At 49.2% G+C, this 25,729-nt stretch carries 21 protein-coding genes; 5 read left to right on the top strand and 16 right to left on the bottom strand.

Annotated features, from left to right (window positions below; all coding sequences use genetic code 11):
• Positions 1-20: 20 nt before the first annotated feature.
• The 3 genes from FAY32_RS05430 to FAY32_RS05420 all read right to left on the bottom strand — a co-directional run bounded on the left by FAY32_RS05430 (position 21) and on the right by FAY32_RS05420 (position 3,006).
• Positions 21-587, bottom strand: coding sequence for a TetR/AcrR family transcriptional regulator (locus FAY32_RS05430; protein WP_143462446.1), 567 nt, complete (start codon positions 585-587; stop codon positions 21-23).
• A gap of 295 nt (positions 588-882) precedes the next feature.
• Positions 883-1,407, bottom strand: a complete 525-nt coding sequence (locus FAY32_RS05425) for a methylated-DNA--[protein]-cysteine S-methyltransferase (protein WP_143462445.1) — start codon at positions 1,405-1,407, stop codon at positions 883-885.
• Positions 1,408-1,803: 396 nt separating this feature from the next.
• Positions 1,804-3,006, bottom strand: a complete 1,203-nt coding sequence (locus tag FAY32_RS05420; protein ID WP_143462444.1) for an NAD(P)/FAD-dependent oxidoreductase — start codon at positions 3,004-3,006, stop codon at positions 1,804-1,806.
• Positions 3,007-3,324: 318 nt separating this feature from the next.
• Here FAY32_RS05420 and FAY32_RS05415 point away from each other — a divergent pair, with 318 nt between their 5' ends.
• On the top strand, positions 3,325-3,972 hold the full coding sequence (locus tag FAY32_RS05415) for an SDR family oxidoreductase (RefSeq protein ID WP_143462443.1): 648 nt from the start codon (positions 3,325-3,327) through the stop codon (positions 3,970-3,972).
• A gap of 431 nt (positions 3,973-4,403) precedes the next feature.
• On the opposite strand, the gene FAY32_RS05410 is transcribed toward FAY32_RS05415, so the two are convergent.
• A complete protein-coding gene (locus tag FAY32_RS05410) occupies positions 4,404-4,703 on the bottom strand; it encodes a hypothetical protein (protein ID WP_143462442.1) in 300 nt (99 codons plus the stop codon).
• 261 nt (positions 4,704-4,964) lie between these two features.
• Here FAY32_RS05410 and FAY32_RS05405 point away from each other — a divergent pair, with 261 nt between their 5' ends.
• From FAY32_RS05405 to FAY32_RS05395, 3 genes are all read left to right on the top strand, one after another.
• Positions 4,965-5,666: a response regulator transcription factor gene (locus FAY32_RS05405; RefSeq protein ID WP_143462441.1), complete on the top strand. Its 702-nt coding sequence runs from the start codon at positions 4,965-4,967 to the stop codon at positions 5,664-5,666.
• Positions 5,656-7,050, top strand: coding sequence for a sensor histidine kinase (locus tag FAY32_RS05400; protein ID WP_143462440.1), 1,395 nt, complete (start codon positions 5,656-5,658; stop codon positions 7,048-7,050). The genes FAY32_RS05405 and FAY32_RS05400 overlap by 11 nt, the downstream gene beginning before the upstream one ends.
• A 373-nt stretch (positions 7,051-7,423) precedes the next feature.
• On the top strand, positions 7,424-7,675 hold the full coding sequence (locus FAY32_RS05395; protein ID WP_143462439.1) for a hypothetical protein: 252 nt from the start codon (positions 7,424-7,426) through the stop codon (positions 7,673-7,675).
• Positions 7,676-8,009: 334 nt separating this feature from the next.
• On the opposite strand, the gene FAY32_RS05390 is transcribed toward FAY32_RS05395, so the two are convergent.
• The 12 genes from FAY32_RS05390 to FAY32_RS05335 all read right to left on the bottom strand — a co-directional run bounded on the left by FAY32_RS05390 (position 8,010) and on the right by FAY32_RS05335 (position 24,872).
• Positions 8,010-8,432, bottom strand: coding sequence for a hypothetical protein (locus FAY32_RS05390; protein ID WP_143462572.1), 423 nt, complete (start codon positions 8,430-8,432; stop codon positions 8,010-8,012).
• Positions 8,433-8,643: 211 nt separating this feature from the next.
• On the bottom strand, positions 8,644-10,038 hold the full coding sequence (locus FAY32_RS05385; RefSeq protein ID WP_143462438.1) for an MFS transporter: 1,395 nt from the start codon (positions 10,036-10,038) through the stop codon (positions 8,644-8,646).
• A gap of 3 nt (positions 10,039-10,041) precedes the next feature.
• Positions 10,042-10,473, bottom strand: coding sequence for a MarR family winged helix-turn-helix transcriptional regulator (locus FAY32_RS05380; protein WP_143462437.1), 432 nt, complete (start codon positions 10,471-10,473; stop codon positions 10,042-10,044).
• A 369-nt stretch (positions 10,474-10,842) separates the two neighbouring features.
• Positions 10,843-12,603, bottom strand: a complete 1,761-nt coding sequence (spxB, locus tag FAY32_RS05375) for a pyruvate oxidase (protein ID WP_143462436.1) — start codon at positions 12,601-12,603, stop codon at positions 10,843-10,845.
• Between the two features lie 313 nt (positions 12,604-12,916).
• Positions 12,917-13,834 (bottom strand): magnesium transporter CorA family protein, encoded by a 918-nt coding sequence (locus FAY32_RS05370; protein ID WP_143462435.1) that lies wholly within the window; start codon positions 13,832-13,834, stop codon positions 12,917-12,919.
• A 442-nt stretch (positions 13,835-14,276) separates the two neighbouring features.
• A complete protein-coding gene (locus FAY32_RS05365) occupies positions 14,277-14,747 on the bottom strand; it encodes a MarR family winged helix-turn-helix transcriptional regulator (protein ID WP_225428290.1) in 471 nt (156 codons plus the stop codon).
• 216 nt (positions 14,748-14,963) lie between these two features.
• Entirely contained in the window at positions 14,964-16,601 is a 1,638-nt protein-coding gene (locus FAY32_RS05360) for a glycoside hydrolase family 13 protein (protein WP_143462434.1), read from the bottom strand.
• Positions 16,602-17,297: 696 nt separating this feature from the next.
• A complete protein-coding gene (locus tag FAY32_RS05355; protein ID WP_143462433.1) occupies positions 17,298-18,692 on the bottom strand; it encodes an FAD-binding oxidoreductase in 1,395 nt (464 codons plus the stop codon).
• Between the two features lie 919 nt (positions 18,693-19,611).
• Positions 19,612-20,271, bottom strand: coding sequence for an ABC transporter ATP-binding protein (locus FAY32_RS05350; protein WP_143462432.1), 660 nt, complete (start codon positions 20,269-20,271; stop codon positions 19,612-19,614).
• A 13-nt stretch (positions 20,272-20,284) separates the two neighbouring features.
• Complete coding sequence (locus FAY32_RS05345; protein WP_143462431.1) at positions 20,285-21,742, bottom strand: ABC transporter permease; 1,458 nt, start codon at positions 21,740-21,742, stop codon at positions 20,285-20,287.
• A 181-nt stretch (positions 21,743-21,923) separates the two neighbouring features.
• A complete protein-coding gene (locus tag FAY32_RS05340) occupies positions 21,924-23,093 on the bottom strand; it encodes an AI-2E family transporter (RefSeq protein ID WP_143462430.1) in 1,170 nt (389 codons plus the stop codon).
• Between the two features lie 1,059 nt (positions 23,094-24,152).
• Positions 24,153-24,872 (bottom strand): VIT1/CCC1 transporter family protein, encoded by a 720-nt coding sequence (locus FAY32_RS05335; protein WP_143462429.1) that lies wholly within the window; start codon positions 24,870-24,872, stop codon positions 24,153-24,155.
• A gap of 143 nt (positions 24,873-25,015) precedes the next feature.
• Between FAY32_RS05335 and FAY32_RS05330 the strand changes: the two genes are divergently transcribed.
• A complete protein-coding gene (locus tag FAY32_RS05330) occupies positions 25,016-25,624 on the top strand; it encodes a response regulator transcription factor (protein WP_143462428.1) in 609 nt (202 codons plus the stop codon).
• Positions 25,625-25,729 lie beyond the last annotated feature (105 nt).

The raw sequence follows: 25,729 nt of genomic DNA, 5'->3' as shown, positions 1-25,729 counted from the left end.
CAACAACTTTTCTAATAAGACTAGCTTAACTTCCAACGGTCCAAAACCCCGTTGAACAAACGGTTAGCCGTTGTGATTTGATCTAAGACGGTTCGCGGACTTGCCGTGAAATCGTCATCCGCCCATTTGTTAATGATGCCTAAAGCACCGGCGGCAATAAATTCAGCCGACGTATCAATCACGTCTTCTTTTAAGTAACGGTACTCGGGCATTGCGTGAAGCAAAATTGACAGTCGTGAGGCCACAAATTCATTCGCAGATTGTCGCCAAACCCCATCATCATAGGGATAAGCGTTTAGAAAAATTTTTGAATTATCAGCGATCCGTTCTAGTAACTGAATTACAGCGGGACGCCAGTTCTCTAAGGTTAAAGTCAAAGGTTGCTCGCGACGTGGCGCTTCAACAATGAAGTGCTCATAAACAAACGCTAGCAGTTCGTACTTGTCCGCGAAATAGTAGTAGAAAGTCTTCCGGTGAACTTCCGCTTCATCCGCAATCTCCCGGACGGTAATCTTATCAAACGTATTGTGGTTCAACAACGAAGCCAAGGCCTCCGCAATTCGCTCCTTAGTTTCTGATGCAGCCATCGTGATACCTCCAATCATTCACACACCATTTTGATTTACGTATTAATCATTGTCAGTATCCCCCCAGAAACTGACAACTTTCATGTCTATTCTAACCTGTCTAAAATTATACGCGTCTTCTAGTGAGAAGAAACCCATTTCGTAAAAAAGATTAGACGGTTTCTAACTAGTTATTGATATTAACAATAACATGGTTCATTTTTTGAACATTATTGATTATAGCATAGGTTTTAACTGATTGTACTATTGTTTTGTACACAATTAGTAATAAACACGTAAAATTAAGGGATAACCCTCAATTTTTTTCGAGTATGACTTGTTCTTGGTCTCCTTGTAGGCAACCCTCCAGTTGTAGCAACGACTTTTTCCGTTTTAAGCCCCCAGCGTAACCGGTCAACTCACCCGTTCCACTGACGACCCGGTGACACGGAATCACCAGACTAACCGGATTGTGACCGACGGCACCACCAATTGCTCTGGCACCGACGTCATGACCGACCTGTTGACTAACCACCGCCGCAATTTCACCATATGTCCGCACTTCACCGTACGGAATCTGTTGCAGGACTGTCCAGACCGTCTGGCGAAATGACGTTCCGCTTGGTCGCACAGAAAAATCAACGACCGGGCGTTCACCCGCAAAATACGCCGTCAACCAATCCGCTACCCGACCGAACACGGGCGCATCCCCCACTAAACTTAACTTGGGCAAAGTACTCCCATAGTACTTTTGGTCTGCAAACCACAACCCGGTCAGGTTCAAGCCATCTGACATGACAGTGACCGTCCCTAGTGGGGTTGCCAACTTCTTCTGGAGCATCCTCATCACCCTTTTTGCCTTATTTTACCATTAAAGAAGCGAGTGAGCTAATCTGTCACCCGCTTTTTCTGTTCTGTAACCAAAAAGTATTAGTTGCGGACTAGGTTAGCTAGTCACTATATTTTAGATAGTCGCCAGCCAGCCTGAACATATCGACTGACACCCCATCATAAGTCCCGTTCTGATGCCGTTTTAGCGTGCTTATCTCCCAAGTAAATGCCTACCGAGCGATCATTCTCCGAACTAGCCACCTAACCAGCAGTGTCCAAGCAGAATATTCGGCGTGGTATACGGTTCTTTGCCATTATTTTTTGCAGTCTATCCACCGCATACCCGGCTATAGCCATCAAAAAAAGCCGTGACATTTTCGCCACGGCTTTTCAATCACATTTTATTTTAATGATAGAGGTCGAACCGACCCTTGCTTAACGTTGTGCTCAGGTGGGCACTTTCCATTAAGGAACGGTCCGTAATAATCTTCTTCAGTGCCGAAGCCATGTAGCCGCGAACCTTCTTTTTACTGCTAAAGATCTCACCGATCCCATCGCGATCACTCAGGGAAGCCACGGTTCCGCTAGACTTGTAAACGAAGGGCCGGGTCTCATGACCACGTAACGCCAAGCCAATATTCTTAGCTGCGTGGGAGGCACAAGCTAGCGCAATTTGCGCAGTCGTTGGATATGGCCGCTTGCTAGCTGGGTCCATGACGGCGGAAACATCCCCGATGATGTAAACTTCGGGATGGTCTTCCAGTGTCAGGTCATCTTTAACAACGACCCGGTTCCGGCGTTGACTGAAACCGGAGTCCGCAATGACATGGGAGCCACTGACCCCAACAGTCCAGATAATATTGTTGGCCGCAAATTCATGCTCCTGCTCATCGCTGTCCTTGTAAACCACGGCGCCATCCTTGATTTCGGTAATTGCCGCCCCCAGGTTCATTTCGACATCGTGCTTTGCCAGGAAGTTCAAGGCGTAGTCACCGAGTGACTTGTCAAACATTGGCAGAATCGTCTTCCCCATTTCAAAGCAGGCAATCTTGATTTCCGGTGTGTTGTACCGTGTCTGGAGCTTTGGCATTGACTGGGTCAACTCACCTAAGAGTTCGATTCCCGTAAAACCAGCCCCACAAACGGCAATTCGCAAGTCGTTCGGGTCCTGAGTCTTCGCGTAATCCTTGATATTATTTTCAATGTGTTGGTAAATGGCCTCGGCCGTTTCCAAATCTTCCAGTGGCAACGCATTTTCCGCTGCCCCCTTCAGGCCAAACGTTTCAGATTGGAAGCCCAGCGCAATGAGCACGTAGTCGTAGGTCAGTGGGTCATGATTCTCCAGTGTGACCTGCTTCTGGTCGATATCGATATTCGTCACGGTATCCCGGATGAATTTGACCCGGCTACCAATCACATCGTTGATCTCGTACGTAATGCGATCCGGTGCAATGGTCCCGGCCGCAACTTCGTGTAAGTTCGTCTTCTCAACGTGAGTTCCGGACTTATCAACTAAAATAATCTGGTCCTCGCTTGGAACTTCCCGCTGTAAAAATTTAACGGCCCGCATGCCGCCATATCCGCCACCTAGAACTAAAATCGTTGCCATTGTTAAACGACCCCTTTTCTGTAATGTTCTCCCCCCACACAGCAAGCTAATCAGTAAGTCATTAGTTAAAACGGTTACATTTTCACTGTCCAACAAACTGTTAAGGATGATTTAACTCTATTATACGGCTTATCGACTGAAAAACCAGTTGAAAGGAATCGTAATCTATTTCACAAAACGGTTTTGGACAACTTAATCCCCGCAAGCTTAGGTCCCACAACGATTTCAAACCAATTTCCGAGTCACTTTAGCTGAATTTTGACACGAAAACCCTTATGGTTAAAGATAGTAAGCTCACTTACAAATGGAGGTTTTCTTATGACAACATTAATTATCGGTGCACACGGCCAAGTTGGTCAACACATTGTCGCCCAACTCGCCGCAACTGGCGAAACGGTTTATGGTGGCATTCGCAATGCTGAACAGGCTGCCGTCATTGAAAAACTCGGCGGCCAGCCACGGATGGTCAACCTCATGGGCACCGCCGATGGCCTAGTTCCCGCAATGAACGACGTAGACACCGTTATTTTCTCCGCTGGTTCTGGTGGTAGCACTGGCGATGACATGACGCTCAATATCGATCTCGATGGCGCCGTTAAGTCCATGATTGCTACTGAAAAGGCTGGTATCAAACGGTTCATCATCGTAAGTGCTATGGGCACTGATGACCGCACCTTCTGGGAAAAATCCGGAATTCGGCCCTACTACGTTGCCAAATACTACGCTGACCAATGGCTCCAACACCGCACCAATCTGGACTACACCATCGTTCGGCCTGGTATCCTGACCAACGATGCCCCTACCGGCAAAATCACCTTAGACACGGCCACTGCCGCCACAACTAAGATTTCCCGGGCAGATGTCGCGGCAACCGTTGTTGCAGTCGTCAAACATCCCCTACCTAAGCAGATCATTACAATCGTTAATGGTGATGTTCCGGTGACTGACGCGGTGCTGAACGCCTAACTTTACCCACTCATAAGTCAGCATTCACAACTACTCGCTGGAGTTAGTCGTGATGCTGACTTTTTCTTTGCCACAGCAGGCGGAACCCCTGGCAGCCGAAGTGCGCCCAATTTAGTCTAATTTAACGGTGCAACTGCTTATCCCCACTGAGATGAGGCCTGAATTTTATCTTTCAACCGTTAGTAAAATAACACAAAAAATAGCAACGGTCTCGCCATCACTACTTTTAGTCACTTTCTATTCTGCTGGCTGAATCGCTGTTAAGGGGGCGATTCGGTTTTCAGACCTATCAGTTGGAGAAACCACTTTACTTGCAGGTATCTGTTTGGGGGAAGTTTGTGCAAGGGGTTGTACCTGGCATTTTAAGGGGAAAATGATTTCATTTGGTGTCAGCTCCGCCTCACTGGACGGAAGCTGACGGCCAGTCTCCGTTACTTCAACTGACTATCTTGGTGTTTCTGGTCTAAGTTGAGGGCACTTGCATCCACGGCTGTTTGGACCTGACTTGAAATCTGCTTGGTTGTGACCCGCTTATTAAGCTTGATTTTCGTCACGTGCACTTCTGTCGCCGGTTGTGCGTTAAACGTAATCGTGGTCCGTTCGATTTCTGGGGCAGCTGCCCCCGTGGTCGGCCGAGTTGCAGCGGAAGCCCCCGCGGATGTTGCCATCAAAGTCGTCACGGTCATGGCACCCAGCATTACTTTAGTCATCATTGATTTAATTTTAGTCATCTTAACCACTCCTCAGTTAGTTGTTCTGGCTTATCGCTTTCGATGTATTAGTTATACCATCGCCACACCACTTCTATCCTGAATCTAGATTAAGGTTAATATATGAATTTCTTAATCAAGGATTATGATTCTATGGTATCATGCCGTTAAGCCCGTCAAATCAGCATTTACTCGTCCCATCTCGTTAACCGACGGTGCCTAAAATTTACCGTTAAAAATGATAATTACATCTTATCCGCTGTAAAAGGAGTGTCGTTACTAATGAAAAACACAATTCTACTGGTTGAAGACGAAGCGGGTCTTGCCAGTTACGTTGCCAAAGAACTCACCTTTGAGGACTTTGACGTTTTGACCGCCACCGACGGGGAAGCCGCCTGGGAAACTTACCAACGGGAAAAAGATCACCTTCTATTGGTCCTGCTCGATTGGATGCTCCCAAAGATGGACGGCATGGAAGTCCTCCGCCGCATCCGTAAACACGATGACTTGCCCGTCATTATGATGACAGCTCGCGACTACTTGGGAGACAAAGTCACCGGGCTCGACAACGGAGCTGACGACTACATCACCAAGCCCTTTGAAATCGAGGAGCTACTCGCCCGCATCCGAGTCATTCAACGACGGACTGCCCATCAGAGCGGCTTAGACCAGACCTACCACCTCGCCGACCTCACCCTCATTACCAAGACCCGTCAGGTCGACCGCGGCGGTGAGACGCTACAACTGACCCAACGTGAATACGACCTGCTGCTATTTCTCATGCAACATCCCGGTCAAGTCTTCACCCGCGACGAGCTTCTTGACAACGTCTGGGGCGTCGACTTTCTCGGCCAACAAAACGTCGTCGATGTCTACATCGGTTACCTCCGTAACAAAATTGATAAAAATGACGTGCCCCACCTTTTCCACACGATTCGTGGTGTCGGCTACACGTTAAAGGAAGATGATGTCAATGAACACTAACCACCCGCCACGGACCTATGCGGATATCATTCGTCACTCGTTTACCCGGCTCCTGCTGGTCATTGGCCTAGTCATCGTGCTCACGGTGAGCGTCGCATTGAGCGTCGACCAGCTATTCCGTGCGCAAGATCAAGCCGCCCAGTTAAGCGCCAGCCTCAAAACCACTCAGGTCAGCAATTTCAAAGATTGGCTGACGGTCAACCGGACCAGTGGCCTCAATTCTCACAACACCTTTGTGCTCATTAAAAATGCTGACGGCACCACCACGTCTCTCTTGCCCCGCACTACCAGCCTCGCCAAGGCCAACACGTGGTCGGTTCCCTTTACCCATCTGGTCTACATTAAACATTGGGGCCTCTATTTCTCGGAAACGTTAAAAACCGGGGGACGCACGTACTCCCTCTTCATCGGGATGCACGTGTTGGTCGGTAACCTACACGTGTTGATTGCCGTCATCATCATTGCCATCGGGTTGAGCCTCCTAATTGGTCTGTTCTTCGTCCGTCGGCTAGCCAACCGGATCAGCGCGCCAACCATTGCATTGGCCCAGGCCGCTCAAGCCGCCGCAGCCAACCCCGAAGCGACCCAGCCGAAACTGCCGCGGCCCACGGAACCTGTTGAAGTCTCTCAATTGGCGCAAGACTTCAACCAACTTCTGGCCGCCCAGAACGGCCGGTTAGAACGCGAGCGACAGTTCATTTCGGACGCCTCGCACGAGTTGCGAACGCCAATTGCGACGATTCGTGGGAACGTCAAACTGATTGAACGCCGTGGCGACAAGCATCCAGAGGTCATCCCCGAATCCCTGGGGTTCATCGATCAGGAATCCCTGCGCATGCAACATTTGATTGAAAACTTACTCCACCTATCCCGTGCCGATCGGGCTGCCGTCACCCTACACCCCCTCGATCTCACGATACTGGCTCAGGGCGTCGTCGATCATTACCAACCGTTAGTCGGTCAGCATGTCACCTTCCAGGGCACCGATCATCCCACAATGGTTCTTGGCGACACGGACATGCTCCATCAAATTCTCATCGCCTTATTGGACAATGCGCATAAATACTCACCGGAAGACCAGCAGATCAACGTGACAATTGCCGAACAGCCGACGACTGTCACCCTAACTGTTGCCGACTTTGGCCCCGGTATCGCCGTTGCCGACCGGGAACACATCTTTGAGCGTTTTTACCGGGTCGACGCCTCTCGCTCCAGCAAAATTGAAGGCAGCGGTCTCGGCCTGGCTATCGTGTCGCAGCTGGTCCAGCTCAATCAGGGGGCCATCACGGTCACGGACAATGCTCCCCATGGGAGTTGCTTTGCGGTAACCTTGAAAAAAGCTGACGCGTCACAGGCGTCAACCTCATCGCCAATTACGACCTAACTAAAGGTTGAAAGCTCCAAAGTACTGTTCATGCCTGTTCTACCAACAATAGTAGCCCTAAAATTAGGCAACTTGGTGGTCTAGTCGCCTTACCGCACGGCCGACTTTGGCGGTACGTGATTTTCGTGGCCTCAAATCGCGCGAGAAGACTGATATTCTGCCAGTCTGAAGCGGCCCCACAGCAGGCGGAATACCTGGCAACCGGAGCGCAATTTAACGGCACGAATGCTTGCCAATACCGGGTTGAAGTCTGAGTTTCAGCTTTCAACCTTTACAACCTAAGAAATTCTCAGTAAATCCTTAATCAAAGATGATAGTTTCCTTTACTTTTTATCGCTATACTGAGTTTATAAATTGAAAGGAAGCGTTCGATATGCTGATTGATGACAACCCAAAAATTCATACGATTACTCCCGCCCAAATTACCAAGGTGTTCTACCCGTACGTGATTGCGAAAACGGAAGCCGGAAGTTATGTCAACATTAACCTTAGTGACCAGGAGCGAAAGGACCCGTTATTCTGGGAATCCATTGCTAGCATCGCCAAAGCCAAATTGTGGGTTCCAATTGGAGAACGATTCCATCAGTTACTCTCCTATGATTGGACCTACACCGCCGCTTATTAAAATGCCTGTTTTAAGCACAACATTTGAACGCCAACTAGGCAACATAGCGGTTAAATTGTCTTACCAGATATGGACTGGCTTGACGCGACTGCTTACCACTACGAAGAAGCAGTCTGGATTTCACCTTTAAACTTAACTATTAACTAATTTGTCTCATCGTTTATTTCTGCGATGAGATTTTTTTAGGCTACCAACAAAGTGGCCATTTCCCTACGTACCAGCTACAGGTAGCCCTTACAACTGTCTAAGTCGCATTTACCAGACCGCAAGAAAGGCCTGAGACCTCAGCCCCAGACCTTTAAGTCTTATATTCTGCTATGTTGCGCTCACCTAATTATAACCGCGACGAATTCTGTAAGATCTCCGCTTTTTTCCGCAGGTCACCGCGGGTCTGCCAAACTAGAATCGTGGTTGGTCGTGCTAAGTAGCCGTCCATCGTCCCACCAATGCTAGCGAGCCAGAAGCTCATGAATCCCCAAACGCTTGCCGACCACTCTTGTTTGAATGCCAAGCAAAACGCCGCGATGATCACGAACAGGCCCAAGTTGATCAGGGCCGTGATTCCCTGCCGCCCTAGCCGATTAAAGTAAGGGTATTGCCACGTCCACAAGCCATCTACGACGAGAAAGCCAAAGATAACCCCCAGTGCAATTCGAACGCCATGGAAGTTATCAACGGCCGTCGTTAAGCTCAACAGCACCATTAACATCATGAAAAACCAGAAAGAATGAAACGCATATCGCCAGTCAAATTTCATGCAAGTCGCCTCACTTTCATCAGCCATTTCGGCTTTATTGAAGATGAATTTTAGCACGACCTTATTTAAAAGAACATAAGCAGCGCTCCCATGGTTAAGATAGTAGCGCTACCAACAGACAGTTGCTGCAAGCGATTACTTCACCAATCAAAAAACGATGGTTGCCCTTTCAGCACCCATCGTTTCACTTGAAAAATTAAATTTTTACCAATTACGACTTTACCCGGTTCACATGTAGTGCCACGACCATTGCCAACCAAGACATGAGGCTGACCACCACCAGGAGCAAGAGTGCCCACTGTGTTCCACTGTCCGTCTTGCTGGCGGTACTGCCGACTGCTCCCGCCTGACTGGCCGCAATAATGGCCGCACAGATAGCGGTTCCCATCGCTCCTGCAAACTGTTGCATGGCATTCATCAGGGCATTCCCGTCCGCCTTCAAGTCTGCCGACAACTGTTTCAAGCCATCCGTCATGATATTGCCAAATCCAGAGCCAATGCCCACCATGTAGCCGACATACAGGCCCAGAATGGCCCACGCACTCAGGTTTTGGGCAAATAGCGTCATGCAACCCAAGGTCACGACGACTAGCCCTAATCCCAACAAGATAGGCCGTTTAGCCCCAAACCGGTCCAGGAGATGGCCCCCAACTGGTGCAAAGATCGCCCCAATTACGGCGCCCGGCAAGACCACTAATCCAGCAATAAAGGCCGATTGGTGGTCAACTAGTTGTAAATAATTAGGTAAGACAAACGACAGTCCCAGCGCCGTGATCTGGATCAAGAAAAAGGCCAACAAGTGCCAGGCAAACGCTGGATTCGCAACCGCTTTGAGCTGAATCAGCGGCTGGGCACTGTGCCAAGAGCGGTGTGCGAAATAGACAAAGCCGACAATTCCCAGTAACAGACTGCCCCCGACCTGCCAGCTGAGAAACGACTGTGTACTGAGCGAACTAAACCCAAAGATCAAGCCACTAAAAGTCACGATGACTCCCAGCATACTCAGAAAATCAAAGCGTTCCGGTGCCGTTTCACTGACCTGCCGAATCGTTTTAAGACCGACAAAAAATGAAACTACCAGGAAGGGCAATAGGATCCAAAAAATATAGCGCCAGTTGAGGTGCGTCACCAGTAAACCACCGTATGTCGGCCCAATCGCCGGCCCAATCGCGGTCACCAGCGTGCCCACCCCGGTCATCATCCCAATACGACTCAGTGGGACCTGTTCCAAAATAATATTGAACATCAGCGGTAACGCAATCCCCGTCCCAAAGCCTTGGATTGCCCGGCCCACCAGTAACATGGGAAATGTGACCGCACAGGCATCGATCAGGAGTCCGGCAATAAATAACAGGTTGGCAACCACGAAGAGTTGTTTCAATCGAAAACGCCGTTTCAGGTAAGATGAAATCGGGACGATGCAAGCCACAATCAGCAGGTACAGCGTTGTCATCCACTGAACCGTGCCAGTCGTGACGCCAAACTGCTTCATCAGCGTTGGAAATGTAATATTCATGGCCGTTTCGACAATGACCCCACTCAATGACATCAAGCCCGTTGCCAAGACGGCACCGACCACCCGTGGTTCAATTTTTTCTTTTTCCATCAGTTACTTCCTTTCGCTATTCCAATGACTGATCTGAGTTAAGGCTCGTTGAAACGCAACGGCCTCTGACTGAGACAAACCCGCAACCATTTTGGCATCCTGCTCAACTAAGTGTTGCTGAACCACCGGTACCAACCGTTGACCCTTAACCGTTAACCGAAGTTGTCGTTTGCGACTATCGCTCACGGCAACCATGCGGGTCACTAAATCACGTTCCACCATGCGCTTCACCAACAGAGACGCTGTCGAGCGTTGCACGTGAAATTCACGTTCCAGATCCACTTGAAACACATCTTGTTCGCCGTGACGAGACATAAAATCGATCATCGATAACTGCATCCCCGTGAGTCCATACGGCCGGGCAAAGGTATTCATTTCCAAATTCATCTGGTGCTCAGCATCTCGTAGCCAAGCACCTAACCGACGTTCTACCAAGTCTAATCGCTCCCTTTTTGTTAGTCAGCTAACAATTTTAACCGGACTTCTCCTAAATTTCAAGGGTTAATTAACCACCCAACACAAAAACCGCCGTAACCGCTTGGCAAAAGTGCCTGCGATGTTACGACGGTTCATTTAACTAAAGGCTGCAAGTTTAAAAATATCTGCCTGTCGTGATAGTACTGAATCCAATTGCTGAAATATAGGCAACAAGGTGTTAAACTACCGCCTTACCGTTCGCCAAATTTTGCTCACTCACGGCTACGCAACTGGTAGACCAAAACTATGATTAAATACTGTCATACCACCGATTGATTACATCGGTATCAGGGTAATCAGCTTAGACTACTTTTGGGTCTACTAGCCTTACAAGTTATCCCCCTGTGCACGGAGCAATTCACCCAAGGCTGGTTGTTGCTTGACGTCAATGTTGTTCTCCTTAGCGTAGGCGTCTACCGCTTCTTGACCGTACAATTGTGGGTCGAGTGGCATGAAGGCCGTACCAATCGGGTCGTCGTTCTTGATGACGGCATTGACCACAATTGGCTTCTTGTTGCCAGCCGCCTGCAAGTCTTTGATCTGATCAAAGACCTGGTTGACTTCAGCATTGTTCGTGACCGTAAAGCCAATGGCCCCGAACCCTTCGGCGACCTTCGCCCAGTCAGCGTCGGTCAAGTCTACGCCGTACAAGTGTTGTTTCGTGTCCACTTGTTCGCGGTAGATGAAACCGAAACGCCGGTTGCTGAAGATCACGTTGATGACGGGCAGCCCATAACGAACTTCCGTGATCAAATCAGGAGCAACCATGGCAAATCCACCGTCACCGGACAGTGACCAAGCCTGAGCATCCGGCACACTCAAGGCACCAGCCATACCAGCAGGTAACCCATAGCCCATCGTGGCAAATAACCCCGACAATGCGAAACGCTGTTGCTGGTCCATTGGTAAGCCCCGAACGGCCCATTCTGAAACGTTCCCAGTGTCGACCCCATACGTATCCTTAGGGCCCACCATGGACGCAATCTTCTTGGTCACCGCTTCTGGTGCCAAGCCATGGCTATCATCGCTAGCTAATTGGTCTAGCCAAGTGTTCCAGTTTTGCTTGTTCTGCCGGTTGGCTTTGATCCAGGCCGTTTCCGGTAACGTTTCACCCGTTGCGATCATGGCCTGCAAGTAACTCTTGGCATCACTGATGACGGCATAATCAATTGGCACCATCTTACCGATATCAAACGCATTGTCGTTGACCTGAATGATCTTAATGTTCTTTGGCCAGAACTGGGCGAATGGGAACTCGGAACCTAAGAACAGAATCAAATCAGTGTGTTGTAAGGCTTCAAACCCGGATTTCGACCCCAACCGGCCAAACGTTCCGATTGCATTCGGATGGTTCGTTGGCATCACACCGGTCGCTGGAACGGTATTGATAACTGGGACGTTGAATTGTTCACTGAACTTGACCAGTTCGTCTCTGGCCCCCAGTAACCCACGGCCAGCGTAAATCAACGGATGCTTGGCGTTCTTCAACAGTTCCAGGGTAGCTGAAACTGCGGCCGGATCGATGGTCTGCGTGAAGGTGTTCGATACCGTGTTCGGCGTCTTGACGGGTTCGTAGTCAATTTCCGTTGCGGACAAATCCTCAGGGATAATTACCACGGCTGGCCCCTTTTGCTGATAGGCTTCTCGAATGGCTTGATTGACCACATAAGGCAGTTGTTCTGCAGTTGTTGCGGTCCGGTTATAAACGGCAACGTCACTGAACATCGGTGTTTCGTCCATTTCTTGGAAATAGTTGGTGTTCATTGTGGCCTGTGGAACCTGACCAACCAACGCTAACATCGGAACGTGATCCATCTTGGCATCGTAGAGGCCGTTGAACAAATGCGTTGCACCAGGGCCTGCAGAACCAAAGGCCACCCCAATCTTACCCGTAAACTTCGCGTCAGCAGCAGCGGCTAATGCCCCCACTTCCTCGTGGCGAACCTGGATATAATCGATCTTGTCCTTTTCGAGGTACAACCCTTCTACCGTATGATTAATCGAACCACCAGGAATCCCATAAATGTGATCGACACCCCAAGCTTCCAAAACCTTTACCAATGCTTGTCCAGCAATCATCTTTGACATGAAAATCGCGCTCCTTTTTCGGTTAGGATGTCTGCCTAGATACTTGGTTGTGCACCCCGAAATCATTGATTAGTCACATCATAATCCCCATTCACCTAGAAAGCCAGTAATTCTACTTATTTTTTGTAAGTGATTAAATGAACATGTTAGCGGTTACTTGATGACCACTATCTGAACGTACAAAAACGGATCTGAGACCAACGCCTCAGACCCGCTTTTACATCCTAAACCGTGTCACAAGAGGGCCAATCCAATGCACCTGGACTAGCCCCCCCCTTGTCGCACCCGCCTATCACTTGAAATAAGTTTCGTTTCACCAAAAATGTCGGTGCCGGAGCATCAACGCGACCAGTCCCATGATGCCGACCATCAGTGCCACCGTGAAGACCCATGAGATTGTATCGTTCGCGAACGGCAGCTTGACGTTCATGCCATAGAATCCCGTCACAATTGTCGGAATCGTCAGCACCAGCGACCAGATGGTCAAGAATTTCATCGTGCCGTTCAGGTTATTATTCAGCACGTTATTGAACGTATTCGAAATGCGGTCAACGACATCGGCCTCGATCGCCGTCATTTCGGACGTCTGTCGAGCTTCAATCACAGCGTCGGCCAAGTGTTCATTGTTCTTATCCGAGAGCTGTCTGCCAAATGGCGTGCTACTCAGGCCCACCACCATCATGGCATTGTTCCGCGTTGCACTGACGAAATAAGCCAGACTCTGCTGCAAGTTAGACAATGCGATGAGATCCTTGTTATCCGGTGCCTGATTGAGCTGCTTATCCAGGCGATTCTGTTCCGCATTGATTTTCCGAATTGGCGGAATGAACTGGTCAAACAGAATAAACAGGCCAATCAGCATGAACTCATTGGTATCTGAAATTTGTTCCAATTTCATCCGTTCCGCAAGTAGCTGATTGACCCACTGCGTTCGCTTGGTGGTAATTGAAAAGATCTGATTACCCTTTAGCAAAAAAGTCACAGGCCGCGTCACGTAGCGTTGCGAAATCTGGTCAATCACGACTGGGACGTGGAACACGAACAACTGCGTGTTCAAATACTCATCGCGGTCATAATGGGACCGTTCGTTTTCATCAGTCACGTAAGTTAAGATCTCATCGGTCAACCCGTATGTGACTTGTAGGTCCTGCTTATCGGCATCGTTTTCGACCATGGTCATCACCCATACCAGGTCCTGCTCCCCGTTCCCAATCTTTCTCTCGACAATCATGGACTTCCCTCTTCTCTTGAAAATGTTGGTTTAAGTGTACCACGTCCCTGGAATAGATGACCTCACCCGTGAAAAATTTCCCTGATTTTCATCTGGTTTTCACCGATTTTACCCGTGTTTCACACGCCCCCCTTAATATTTCAGTTTAAAAACGGCAAACGGGGCTGGTTATCACCTGGTAATGAACGTCCAATGAGTATTTCAGCCGTTATCAATCAGATTAGGTAATGCCAGCTCAGCAAGAGGTTGCTTGCTTTTCACAGTTTAAAATCGACCAAAAGTTACTGATTGGCTAGTCTCAGTTGAACTGATACCGCTACAATTCACCAAAAGAGCAAGAAAAACCAGTCTCACACATTTACAATTATGTGGTGAAATAGTTCAAAAAGGCGAAATTAGTCGCTTACGACTAATTTCGCCTATAATGTATAAAATCGTTTTACTATTTATCTGTTGCTTCAGTATCTTCTTTACCAGTCACCGCAGACAACATCTTGGTCAATTCTCCGATAGTCACCAGACTACCACTCCCATCTAAGTCCACCTTACTCATGGTCTTAGCAGCAGTCTGCAACGTCTCGTAGCAAGCAGTTTCCAGCTGCTCACCCGTTGCTGTTAACGATAATGGCCGGACGCGTCGATCAGAGCTTTGGTAACTCTGCACAACGTAACCCCGCCGAATCAATTGCGAAATCCCCCGTGAAACCGCAGCCCGTGAAATGCCTCGACTATCCGCAACAGTCGCGGATGTCAGCTTTCCTGGGTTCTCCAAAATATGGTGTAAAATCGCATATTGATCCACTGAAATCCCCATTGTTCGTTGGAAGCGAGTAGCCGATTTCTCTAGCTCGCGCTTCAACTCCATGTAGGCTTCAAAGAAGCTCTCCGCATGAACGACCTTACTTTTTGCCATAGTATTCATCATATCCTTATCTTCACTCACTAACCGCTTAGATAATTAACACGATTAGCAATACGCAAAATGGTTGACCCCATAGAAATATCTATATAATTAATAATAAAGAACAATTAAGTAAAAAGCAATAGTAACCGTTCTTTTTGTGAAAAAGTTTACCGAATGGAAAAAAAAGAAGCCGTTTTATTTACCCCCGGCTTCAACGTCTACTGACTATTCTAATTTTCGTAAATGGTACAACCGTGCTTCCCATGGTTGAATCTGCGGATCATCCGAATCGGAATCTACCGGCAGATTCGTAAAAATCATTTCACTCGTATTTAAATCAAATTCTTGTGTTGTCGCGACCTGATTGCTCATGTTGACCACAATCAGCCAGTTATCCCCGTTTAAAGTTCGGCGATACACATACAGTTGGTCATCTTGCGTGTCAATCAGCTCATAACGCCCCTGTTCCAATGCTGGAACGGACTTCTTTAGCCGTACAAGCTGCTGATAAAACGTCAAGACCGAGTGGGGATCGTGACTTTCACGCTCCACGTTGACCTGCTCAAACCCTGGCGTCATCTTGATCCAGGGTTGAACATCGGAGAACCCGCCAAACTGTTGATGGGTCCATGGCATTGGTGTCCGCGCATTATCCCGACTCTTCGCTGCCAACTTCCGCAAGACCACCTTTTCCGGGATGCCCGCAGCACGTTGTTGCTGGTAATATAATCGACTGTCAAGATCTCGGTAATCGGCAATTTTGTCGAAATCCGCATTGGGGAGGCCGAGTTCTTGTCCCTGATAAATGAAAGGGGTACCCTTCATCAACAGGTACCACAGCCCCAAGGCTTTCGCAGAGCGACGCCGATAGTCGACGTCATTGCCATAGTACGAAACGGCGCGTGGCAAGTCGTGATTTTCAATGAACAGGGAGTTCCATCCCCGGCCTTCCAAGTTAAACTGCCACTTCGACAACGTCTTCCGCAGGGCCGCCACCGGTAATTTTGAATCAGCGGTCTCCCAGAAGTGAACGTGGTCAAATTCCAACAGTAAATCAAAGAATCCCGTGGTTGGTGCTAACCAGCGTTGCGCGGTGGCCATATCGATGCCGCCAGCTTCGCCGATAGCGAGCAATTGGTTGCGTTGTAAGACCGGCTTCAAGGCCGCCAAAAAGGTGTCGACCCCCGCAACGTCTTGGTAGTAGTCCGTCTTGGGGTTCGCAACGTTCGCGAAGTCCTGCCGCTTCTTCAGATGGGTCACGCCATCCAATCGAAACCCATCTACACCGCGGTCGGCCCACCATTGAATGGTTGCCGCCATTTCATCACGAACTGCCGGGTTTTCCCAGTTGAGATCAGGTTGTTCCTCCGCAAAAGAGTGGAGGTAGGCCGCATGAGCCGTCGCCTCGTAGGTCCAAGCTGAGCCGCCAAACACGGACTCCCAGTTGTTCGGGAGCTGATCTGGTTGAGCCGGACGCCAGATGTAGTAGTCTCGATATGGACTGGTTGGGTCGTTAAGTGCTGCTTGAAACCACGGGTGTTGCGTCGACGTATGATTCAAGGCCAGGTCAATCACCACTTTGATGTTGGCTGCGTGAAGTGCGGCAACCAAACGAGTAAAGTCGTTCAAAGACCCGTACTGTTCATCAACGTCCCGGTAATTGGTGACGTCATACCCGTTGTCCACTTGGCCTGATGGATAAAATGATGCTAACCAGACAAAGTCCACCCCTAAGGATTGGAGATAGTCGATCTTCGTCTCTACGCCGGCTAAATCCCCGACGCCATCATGATTACTATCGAGAAAACTCTGCGGGTAAATTTGGTACCCCACGGCGTGTCGCCACCACTGTGTGTCGCCCATTACGGTCTTCCTTTCACAACTGAAAATTGCAACCGGTTGCGGTTACTTTACCGCCGGCTTGCATTCGCTTCCAATTGTAACAATAATTATCGCGTTTGTCGGCTGATTTCGCAACTTTATTGCTCACGAAATAGTTCGACCCGTGTTAAATGTTGTCAGCCAGACTAATGACGGGTGGAAAGATAACCGGGTAACGTGACAACGTACACCTAGTATACGGGCATGTTTAGTTACCTTTTTTAACTATCTAGTTCCCAAATTTAGTTACTTTGGTAACTTAACTAGGGTAATGACAATCCGACCCTAGTTTGCTGCTGAACCGAAAAGTCCCAGCAAATCCGCAACCAGAAAAACTGGTGCGGACTTACTGGGACTGCTGATATTTACTAAAGGAGTTGAAAGTTCCAGAGTACCGGCTGTGCCTGTTCTAATCACAACAATGACCCTAATACTAGGCAACATGGTGCTTAAGTCGCCTTACCGGCCGAAGTGCGCCAGATTTAGACTAATCTAATGACGCGACTGCTTACCAATACTGGGTTGCAGCCTGAATTTCATCTTTCAATCTTTAGTTATATTTAAAAATAGACTGGTGATATCTACGGTTGCCTCTGCAAGGCGCCGTACTTTTTGCCAAATGGTCAGGCAACAACTTAGTCGCTGTTGCCACCTTCACCACTTCGTTTTGTCGACTTACTAATCGATCTTCCGCTTGGGGTTCAACAGATTCATCGGATCGAATAACGTCTTGATCTGATGCTGTAATTGGTCGACAGTTTCGCCGAGTTCGGGGTTGTTCCACTGGTTCTTCAGCATCCCCACAGCGTGTTCGCCAGAGATCGTACCGCCCAGTTCCAGCGTCTTCCAGAACGTTTGCCGTAACGCTTCAATGATGACCTCTGGGACGTCATCCTCATCCGCGGACCAGGTGAAGGTCGGGTGCACGTTCCCATCGCCAGCGTGACCGGCCGTGTAGATCTTAATTCCCAGCTGCTTACCGAGGGCTTGAAGGTAATCCATCATCGGTGCCAGTTGTGACAGTGGCATCGCCATGTCTTCCATCAGATGGTTGTTGCCGGCGAAGACAGCTGGTAACATGTCCTGCCGCAACTTTTCCAATGCCTTTTGCGCATCAGGATCAGTCGTGACCTGAACATTTTGCCCGTGGTACTTCGCTAGCAGGTCATTCAGCACACCCACGGTCTCATCACTGCTACCATCTAATCGAAAGATCAACATGGAACCACTGTTGTCGGCGTAGTGCGTCTTTTCATAACGATCCAAAGCAACCACCGTGTTGCCATCCAAGGCTTCCAGCATAGTCGGATAAACGCCCGACATGCGAATCGCGGTCACGGCCTTGGCTAAGGCACCCATGTCGTCGAAGAAAGCGACCCCCATAACAGATTTACCCAGTGGAATTGGCATCAATTTCACAGTGACTTCAAAGATGATCCCCAGGGTCCCTTCAGAACCCACAAAGAGCTGCGTCAAGTCGTAGCCAAACGCCTGCTTCAACGTTCGACCGCCCAACTTGACCACGCGGCCATCGGCTAAAACTGCTTTCAAGCCCAAGACATTGTCCTTAGTCGCGCCAAAACGCACGGTACTCATTCCGCCAGCGTTGGTTGAGACATTTCCCCCGATGGACGAGAATGGCTTAGAGCCAGGATCTGGGGCGTAGAACAACCCTTGCTTACGGGCCGCTTGATCCAAATCACCATTGACCACACCAGGTTGCACGACGGCCACGGAATCTTCCTTACTGATTTCTAAAATTTGATTCATCTTGCGCATTGAAATAATAATCGCACCGTCGATACCATCGGACCCGATCACCGTGCTACTAAAGGTCGTCTGTGGAATCACCGCAATGTGAAACTTCCGGGCAGCTCGCAGAACCCCCTGAATATCTTCGACACTCGCTACCTCGACGAAGGCCCTGGCTAACCCAGACTCACCGCCGGAAGCGTTCGTGTTGAAGGATTGTTTCTTTAACGTTGCCGCATCCGTTTTTACCGTTCCATCTTTGACCTGTTCTTGTAGGTAGGTCAAAATATCTTCATCCGAATAGGCACTAAAAACTGTCATACTGAAGACCCTCTTCAATTAGTTTTAAACGCGCTTGGCATTGTCCCCATCACCGTAGCGGTCAGCTGAGCCATCCGCTTCAAAGAAGTCGACTGCCAAGTCTATCGGTGATTATTTTAACACGTAATTCTTAAAAGTACAGGTTTAATCATCGATTGATAACATCTTCTAGCCCACCCTGAGCTGCCACTTAGTTTGATAATCTTTTCTAAATTAACGAGGCTGAAAAATTAAACTCAGGCCTCATTCCACAGTACTAGTAAAGAGTCATGCCGTTAAATTGGGCGCACTACGGCTGCCAGGGATTCCGCCTGCTGTGGGGACGCTTCAGCCTGGAAGACCACCAGTCTTCTCGCTCGATTTGAAGCCACGAAAATCACGTGTCTCCAAAGTCGCCCGTGCTGTAAGCTGGCTGAAAAATCGCCAGCTAACACCACTTTCACGGCTGGCTCCATCCCTGACCTCCTCCGGCGCTGATTGTGCTTTATCACAACAATTGTAGACCCCAGCTACCCAGTATCTTTGGGTCAAAATAATAACGACCATTACAATTATCCCCAGCGTCGTCTAAGCACACTGTGTAAGCCGAGAGGTCGGCAGATATGGGCTCAGGCGCGTCGTTCTACTTAGTCAGTAAGCGAACTTCTTACTGGCTTAGTAGAAAACCAAGCTTGTAGACTCGGCTCTTTCGAGGCTTCAAGTTGTGTTCGCACCGATCCAGCCCATATCTGCCGGCCGGTAAGGCGACTCAACCCCCACGTTGCCTAGTTTTTGTCCCATTGTCGTTACTAGAATAGGCATAGTTGAAACTTTCAACTTTTAGTTGGCATCGCGATGACCAGCCAAAAAGTGCGTCACGCTTCGATGCCCTTAATGGCAAAGCGTGACGCACACACAAACGCTAGACCTAAACCACCCTCTAGGACAGCTTAGTGAACTGCTTATTTTCAAGGCGATATTGGTGGTCACATTGAGCGGCCACATCCGGTTCATGCGTCACGATAATCACGCATTTCTGCCGGTCGTGTGCGATTCGCTGGAATTGTTCGATCACCGCTTGGGTGTTATCTTCGTCCAGGTTTCCCGTCGGTTCGTCGGCAACGACCAGTTGGGCATCACCTGCCATCGTCCGCGCAATGGCAACCCGTTGTTGCTGTCCCCCAGAGAGGTGTTGCACGTTTCTGGTGGCGAGGTCGGCGCCAATTCCCAGATCATTTAACGTTTTCAGGGCAAACGCCTTGTCGCCCGCATGTTCTGTCCCCGTAATGGCCATGGCCGTTAACAAATTATTCAGTGGAGACATATAGGTAAACAGGTTGTAGGCCTGAAAAACGATGGACACCTCGTGGCGGCGATAGTTAGTCAGACCAATCTGGTTCAGTGACCGGTCATCCAACAGAATATCGCCCGCTTTGGGCTTATCCAACCCAGCAATCAACGACAGAAACGTGGTCTTCCCCGTCCCAGAATGGCCCAGGATCGCATAGGATTGGCCAACGTCAAATTCGAGATTGATATCTTGGAACAACGGTTGCGCTTTATCTTGATACCAGTAGCCCAGACCTTGTGTTTTCAGCAATTGGCATTCCTCCTTAGGAAATCAGTACTTTCTTCGGTTCCAGTCGTAGAATCCCGCCGGAAGCAATCATGATCGACAAGAACGTGATGGCTAAACCAAAGCCGCCGAGTTCCGCCAGATTAACCGCACTAACGGAAACGTCGAGATCAGTCTTAGCCGTTTTACTGCCGGCATTTTGACCCAAGTTACTGGGACCGCCATTTCCGCCCTTCATGCCACCACCAGGCGTCCCACTGCCACCATGTTGCCCGGTCACGCTAGTCGTCTGTGTCGTGGTTGTACTCTGGGAGACCAGTTGTGACCCCAGCTGATTGCCGACAAATTGACCGCCGGCACCCGCAATTGCCACGGCTACCACAATCACCATTAGCATTTCTGTAAAGAACTGGGCCACGATTTTCCACCGCGCTTCCCCTAATGAGAGGAGCACCCCAATCTCAAACCGTCGTTCACGAATCATCAAAATAACGATTAAAGCTAAGATAATCGTCCCCGCAATCGCAACCAGCCAAACGATCTTGTTGGCAAAACTTGCCACGTTGCTCATGGCGGCCTTGACCGTTTGATAGCTGGAATCGTCCGTGCTCAACGCATACTTGCTGGTATTGATCAGTTTCTTTCCGGCCGCCTTTACACTGCTTATTTTGGCCGGATTGCTGACGTTAAACGTCACGGAATCTGCCGTGCCCGCATACTTGCTTCCCTTAAAGGTGTTGGCCAGGGTGTACGAGGTGTACATCGTGTTCGCCGGATCCGTGCTCATGGGACCGGCCGAGCTGGAACTCGTTGCGCTGGCCTTGTAGATCCCAACGATTTTCAACTTGACCTTATCCTTACTCCCCGCGGTTTCCTTGACTGTGATCGTGTCGCCGACCGTCAACTTATTTTGACTCGCCAGATCCTTTTCAATCACCACGTGGTTCGTATTTTTATCGGCCGTAGTAATGCCGCGACCCTTAGTGATCTTACTCTGTTTGCTACTGAAGGCCGTGGCCAGACTGGTACTTGTAACCCCGTCAATCTGGGTGTCCCCGGTACTCGTCGATGACTTCATGCCACCGGGACCACCGCTACCACCACCGCTTAAGCCCGAACTGGTTGCGACCGTGTCGTAGGACTTGGCGTTGACCGATGTGGAGCTGGTCACGTTGTAACTGCTAATATTGTCCAGACTAGCGATTTTCGCGGCATCGCTCAGCTTGACCGGTGTCAGCGTCATCTTCGGCCGACTGGACTTGCTACTGGAACTGCTGCTGTTCTGCATCTGCTTAAATGCCGCCTGGCGGTTCGCCGACAACGTCACCGTGGCTCCGACATCCGCCTTCGCTTGGGCAGTTGCCTTGACCGCCGCACTTCTAATCAATAAACCAGCCAAAACAAACATGAGAATGGCGGATGAGACCAGGATCAGTAAAACTGACCGGCCCTTCTTCGCCCACACGTTTAACCAGGCCCGTTTGAAAAAATTCATTCGAGTCGCCTCCATTTCATAACATGAGACGATTATGGCAAACGGGACTTGTCGGAAACTTAAAGTTGGTGGGGCGACCCGCCCAACTCACCACCACCCCAGCCACTCAAAAACGGCGGTAACCGTCATGGCACCGCCGTTTCTGTGTGTATTCAAGTTATCGCATGGTGTTAATAAACGCTTAAGGTTCGAGCTCGTCCGGCGGTAAAACATCCGGGTAGAGCGCCGAGTATTCCTGGTACCACTGAAAACCCGTGGTGGCCAGCACCTTGAGGACGGCAAAGCCGGGCACCCCGAAGATGACGCCGACCAGGCCAAACATTTTGCCCCCCGCCAACAGGACAAAGACGATGGTGATGGGATGCATGGCGAGACTGTTTCCCATGATCAGTGGTGACAGGACCTGTGTTTCCAAGACCCATTCAATCAAGTAGACAATGACCACGCCCAGCAGCATTGAGGGACTAGTCACGACCCCAATGATCAGTGCGGGTACCAGTGCGATGGCCGACCCAAAGTAGGGAATCAAATTGAGCGGCCCCGCCAGTAACCCAATCAAAATGGCATAACGCAAGCCAATGATTGAATAACCGGTGGTGAAAATAATCAAGACGCACAGCGCAACCGTCAGCTGACCACGCACGTAGGAGCTGACCTTCACGTTCATCTGGTCAAGCATGACGACGAAACGATCCCGATAAGCGGTCGGCACGACCTGACTGACGTAATGGGGAAATCGTGAACCGTCCTTGAGCATGAAGAACAGAACCAACGGCGCGGTGATCAACGTGATGATCCAATCGCTCACGGTCGTTACCACGTTTCCCAGCGAACTCAGCGTTCCGGTCAAAAGGTTCAGTCCCCGCTTAGAGAAGTAGGTGGTGACGCGCTGGTTGATGTCATTTAAATTGGCGTTCGACAACCAATGGTGTTGCTGATTCAACCGATTCAGATTACGCAGCACATCGTTAGAAAATTGTGGAAGTGCCGAAATGGCCCCGGTCGTTTGCCGCGTTAGAAATGGAATCAGATTGAGAAAAATCAGCACAATAATCGTCACCGTGAGCAGCATTGCAATCGTAATCGCTAATCCGGTCCGCAGATGTAATCGTCGCTCCATTAAGTGAACGAACGGGTCCAGCACGTAGAACAGAATCCCCGCGACCACGATGGCCGGCATGGCGATTCCAATGAATTTCCAGATAGGCGTCAACAGCCACGCATTTTGCATCAATTCATTGAGTACCAATAATAGCAAAAAAATATTTAATAATAGAATCGTAATGTGATTATTTAAAAATCGTTGGTAAAACCAGGAAAATCCTGACTCTGGTTGGTGCAAATTTTTCACAACGACTCCTCCTCGTTTGTCATGTCTTCTTCCGTTGACCCAGCTTCATGTGACAGTCGGCTGGTAAACGGTCTTAGCATTAGGCACAAGTAAGCCCGCTATAGCAACAATTTAGTTGGTTTCAGCCGACACTTCCCGTGCTGAGCGTAACTTTAGTGTAAGTCTGCTAAGTGCTCGTGACTAGCTTTTTTTGAAAATTACGCGGACTTTTCACACTCAGGGACTAAGTGACTTACTAACTTGATAATTGACCGGTTCCCGATACGTTCCGAGTGGCTTCTTAACTAAGTTCCAAAATACTAGTCATGTCCGCTCTAACCACATTAAGCTCTAAGCTAGGCAACATGGTGATTGAGTCACCTTACCGGCCGGCAGATATGAGCTGGATCGGTGCGAACACAACTTGAAGCCTCGCAAACCCCGAGTCTACAAGCTTGGTTTTCTACTAAGCCAGTAAGCAGACCACTTACTGACTAAGTAGAACGACGCGCCTGAGCTCATATCTGCCGACCTCTCGGCTTACATTGTGTTCTCAGAAAGCTCTGAAGATAACCGTAACGGTCGTTATCAGTCGAATCCAAAAATGCCAGGTAGCTGTGATCTACAGCCGTTGTCTTGATAAAACACTGTCAGTGTCGGAGGAGGCCAGGGATGGAGCCGGCCGTGAAGGTGATGTCAGCTGGTGTTTCTCAGCCAGCTTACTTCACGGGCGACTTTGGAGACGCGTGGTTTTCGCGGCTTCAAATCGAGCGAGAAGACTGATGTTCTTCCAGGCTGAAGCGTCCCCACAGCAGGCGGAATCCCTGGCAGCCGGAGTACACACAAGTTAACCTAATTTAATGGCGAGAACACTTACTAAGCCTGAGATAAAACCTGAGATAAAACCTGAGATAAAACCTGAATGCTGTCTTTCAATCTTTAGCTTTTAACCACTAGCGGACGCAAAAAAAGTCGATATGCAGCTATCGACCGTTTTCATTTTCTATTGGATGACTGGACCTGATTCAAAGGTTGCGACTATCACTATCAGCTAGGAGCTAACAGCAATTTCGCCGGGGGTTACTGCCACAATGACCCGATGAAGTAGCTGACGCCCATGGTCAGTAAACCGACCACGGCGTTCCGTAACATCCCCACTTTAGCATTGGCATGGCCCAAACGCGCAGCCACATAACCCGTGATGAGCAGTGCTAGCACAACGCCGATCATGGTCCCACCAATCTTATACGGTTCAGGGAGCCAGACAATGCAGCTCAGCGGCAAGGCCGCGCCAAGAGTAAATGCTAAGCCGTCGGTCACGGCAGCCTGTAGCGGGCTCGTATAGCGCTTGTACGTGATTCCATAGAGCAAGTAGAGAATCACATTGATATTTTCATTCTCAATTAACCGGCGGGATAAATTAACGGCCTCAAGTACCTCAAAACCATAACTCTGCAGCTTTACCTTTAGGCGTTGGAGAATCATATCCTGTTCCGTCACCAACTCAGCCTTGACCTGTTGGGCTAACGCCTTTTGCATATCACGTTGGGAAGAGACCGATGAATATTCACCACCGGCCATGGAAAGTGCCCCTGCCAGTACGGTAAATAGACCGGCAAGTAGGGCCGCCATTACGGAATGATTGGCCTGTGTGACACCAATCACTAATCCGGCCGTCGAGACGATGCCATCATTGGAGCCCAAGACGAGGGCGCGTACACGATTAAGCTTATTAAAAATCCCTGCAGCGGCTGCAGACATCTTTTTTTCTCTAGCTGATACGACTGGATTCCCTTGCATAACCACAACATCCTTTTCTTTCTATACTATTTGCTCAAAAATACGCAAGTAACCTTTGAAACCGTTATCAAATCATGTTACACTGATAATAGATTTTTATCAGTCTGCAAAAACACAATCATTCAATCTGGAGGTCCTCTGTTATGTCTCACATTGGTCTGTTAAGTCAATCATCTTCGCTTAAAAATCGGATTACTTTCTTAGTCAATCAACAGCCGGACCTCACTGTTGAGGCTCAGCTCACGACCCCTTATGAAACTACACTTTCCAACTTAGACTTGTTACTGATCATTCCCGATCAGCTCACAGACTACGACTGGATCGCTGATATTCATCGCGACTGTCCTTTATTAAAACTCGTTGTCCTTGGCCAACGTTTGGAACGGTATCAAGTCGAACATCTCCTGGATGCCGGTGCAACCGCCTACCTATTACAAGATGCACCGAACCACGAAATCATTTTTGCCGTCAAGCAAGCCTTGGCCGATCAACGTTACGTTGATGCTCGCCTCAATCCCTGCCCCACGCGGCTCAATCTCATCTCTCACAGTTATACCTGTCTTTCCAAACGCGAGGTGGAGGTCTTCCCGTACATGGTCCTAGGCTATTCCAATAAGGAAATCGCGGCCGACCTGTTCATTTCGCCTAAGACCGTTGAGGCTCACAAGTCCAACGTCATGCGGAAACTACACATGCATTCGCGACCAGAACTGGTCCGCTATGCCTTGCAAAATAATCTTATTACGGCTTAAATCACATACTATTTTTGACGGGTCTGGGACAAAACTCTCAGACTCTTTTGTGCTCCGAACGTCTATGGTTGAAACGTGGAACCAAAGGCAGTCAACTCCGCTTAA

This window comes from Levilactobacillus enshiensis (genome assembly GCF_007115095.1).
In the GTDB taxonomy this organism is placed as follows: Bacteria; Bacillota; Bacilli; order Lactobacillales; family Lactobacillaceae; genus Levilactobacillus; species Levilactobacillus enshiensis.
The sequence above is the reverse complement of the archived record's forward strand: the minus strand, read 5'-3'. Positions and strand labels throughout refer to the sequence as shown.

Coding starts and splice junctions, on each gene's coding strand:
- FAY32_RS05360 (WP_143462434.1), bottom strand. CDS start 16,601: ATGGGCGACACACAGTGGTGGCGACACGCCGTGGGGTACCAAATTTAC.
- FAY32_RS05420 (WP_143462444.1), bottom strand. CDS start 3,006: ATGGCAACGATTTTAGTTCTAGGTGGCGGATATGGCGGCATGCGGGCC.
- FAY32_RS05385 (WP_143462438.1), bottom strand. CDS start 10,038: ATGGAAAAAGAAAAAATTGAACCACGGGTGGTCGGTGCCGTCTTGGCA.
- FAY32_RS05425 (WP_143462445.1), bottom strand. CDS start 1,407: ATGCTCCAGAAGAAGTTGGCAACCCCACTAGGGACGGTCACTGTCATG.
- FAY32_RS05345 (WP_143462431.1), bottom strand. CDS start 21,742: ATGAATTTTTTCAAACGGGCCTGGTTAAACGTGTGGGCGAAGAAGGGC.
- FAY32_RS05335 (WP_143462429.1), bottom strand. CDS start 24,872: ATGCAAGGGAATCCAGTCGTATCAGCTAGAGAAAAAAAGATGTCTGCA.
- FAY32_RS05430 (WP_143462446.1), bottom strand. CDS start 587: ATGGCTGCATCAGAAACTAAGGAGCGAATTGCGGAGGCCTTGGCTTCG.
- FAY32_RS05390 (WP_143462572.1), bottom strand. CDS start 8,432: ATGAAATTTGACTGGCGATATGCGTTTCATTCTTTCTGGTTTTTCATG.
- FAY32_RS05330 (WP_143462428.1), top strand. CDS start 25,016: ATGTCTCACATTGGTCTGTTAAGTCAATCATCTTCGCTTAAAAATCGG.
- FAY32_RS05405 (WP_143462441.1), top strand. CDS start 4,965: ATGAAAAACACAATTCTACTGGTTGAAGACGAAGCGGGTCTTGCCAGT.
- FAY32_RS05395 (WP_143462439.1), top strand. CDS start 7,424: ATGCTGATTGATGACAACCCAAAAATTCATACGATTACTCCCGCCCAA.
- FAY32_RS05410 (WP_143462442.1), bottom strand. CDS start 4,703: ATGACTAAAATTAAATCAATGATGACTAAAGTAATGCTGGGTGCCATG.
- FAY32_RS05365 (WP_225428290.1), bottom strand. CDS start 14,747: ATGGCAAAAAGTAAGGTCGTTCATGCGGAGAGCTTCTTTGAAGCCTAC.
- FAY32_RS05370 (WP_143462435.1), bottom strand. CDS start 13,834: ATGATTGTCGAGAGAAAGATTGGGAACGGGGAGCAGGACCTGGTATGG.
- spxB (WP_143462436.1), bottom strand. CDS start 12,603: ATGTCAAAGATGATTGCTGGACAAGCATTGGTAAAGGTTTTGGAAGCT.
- FAY32_RS05400 (WP_143462440.1), top strand. CDS start 5,656: ATGAACACTAACCACCCGCCACGGACCTATGCGGATATCATTCGTCAC.
- FAY32_RS05415 (WP_143462443.1), top strand. CDS start 3,325: ATGACAACATTAATTATCGGTGCACACGGCCAAGTTGGTCAACACATT.
- FAY32_RS05355 (WP_143462433.1), bottom strand. CDS start 18,692: ATGACAGTTTTTAGTGCCTATTCGGATGAAGATATTTTGACCTACCTA.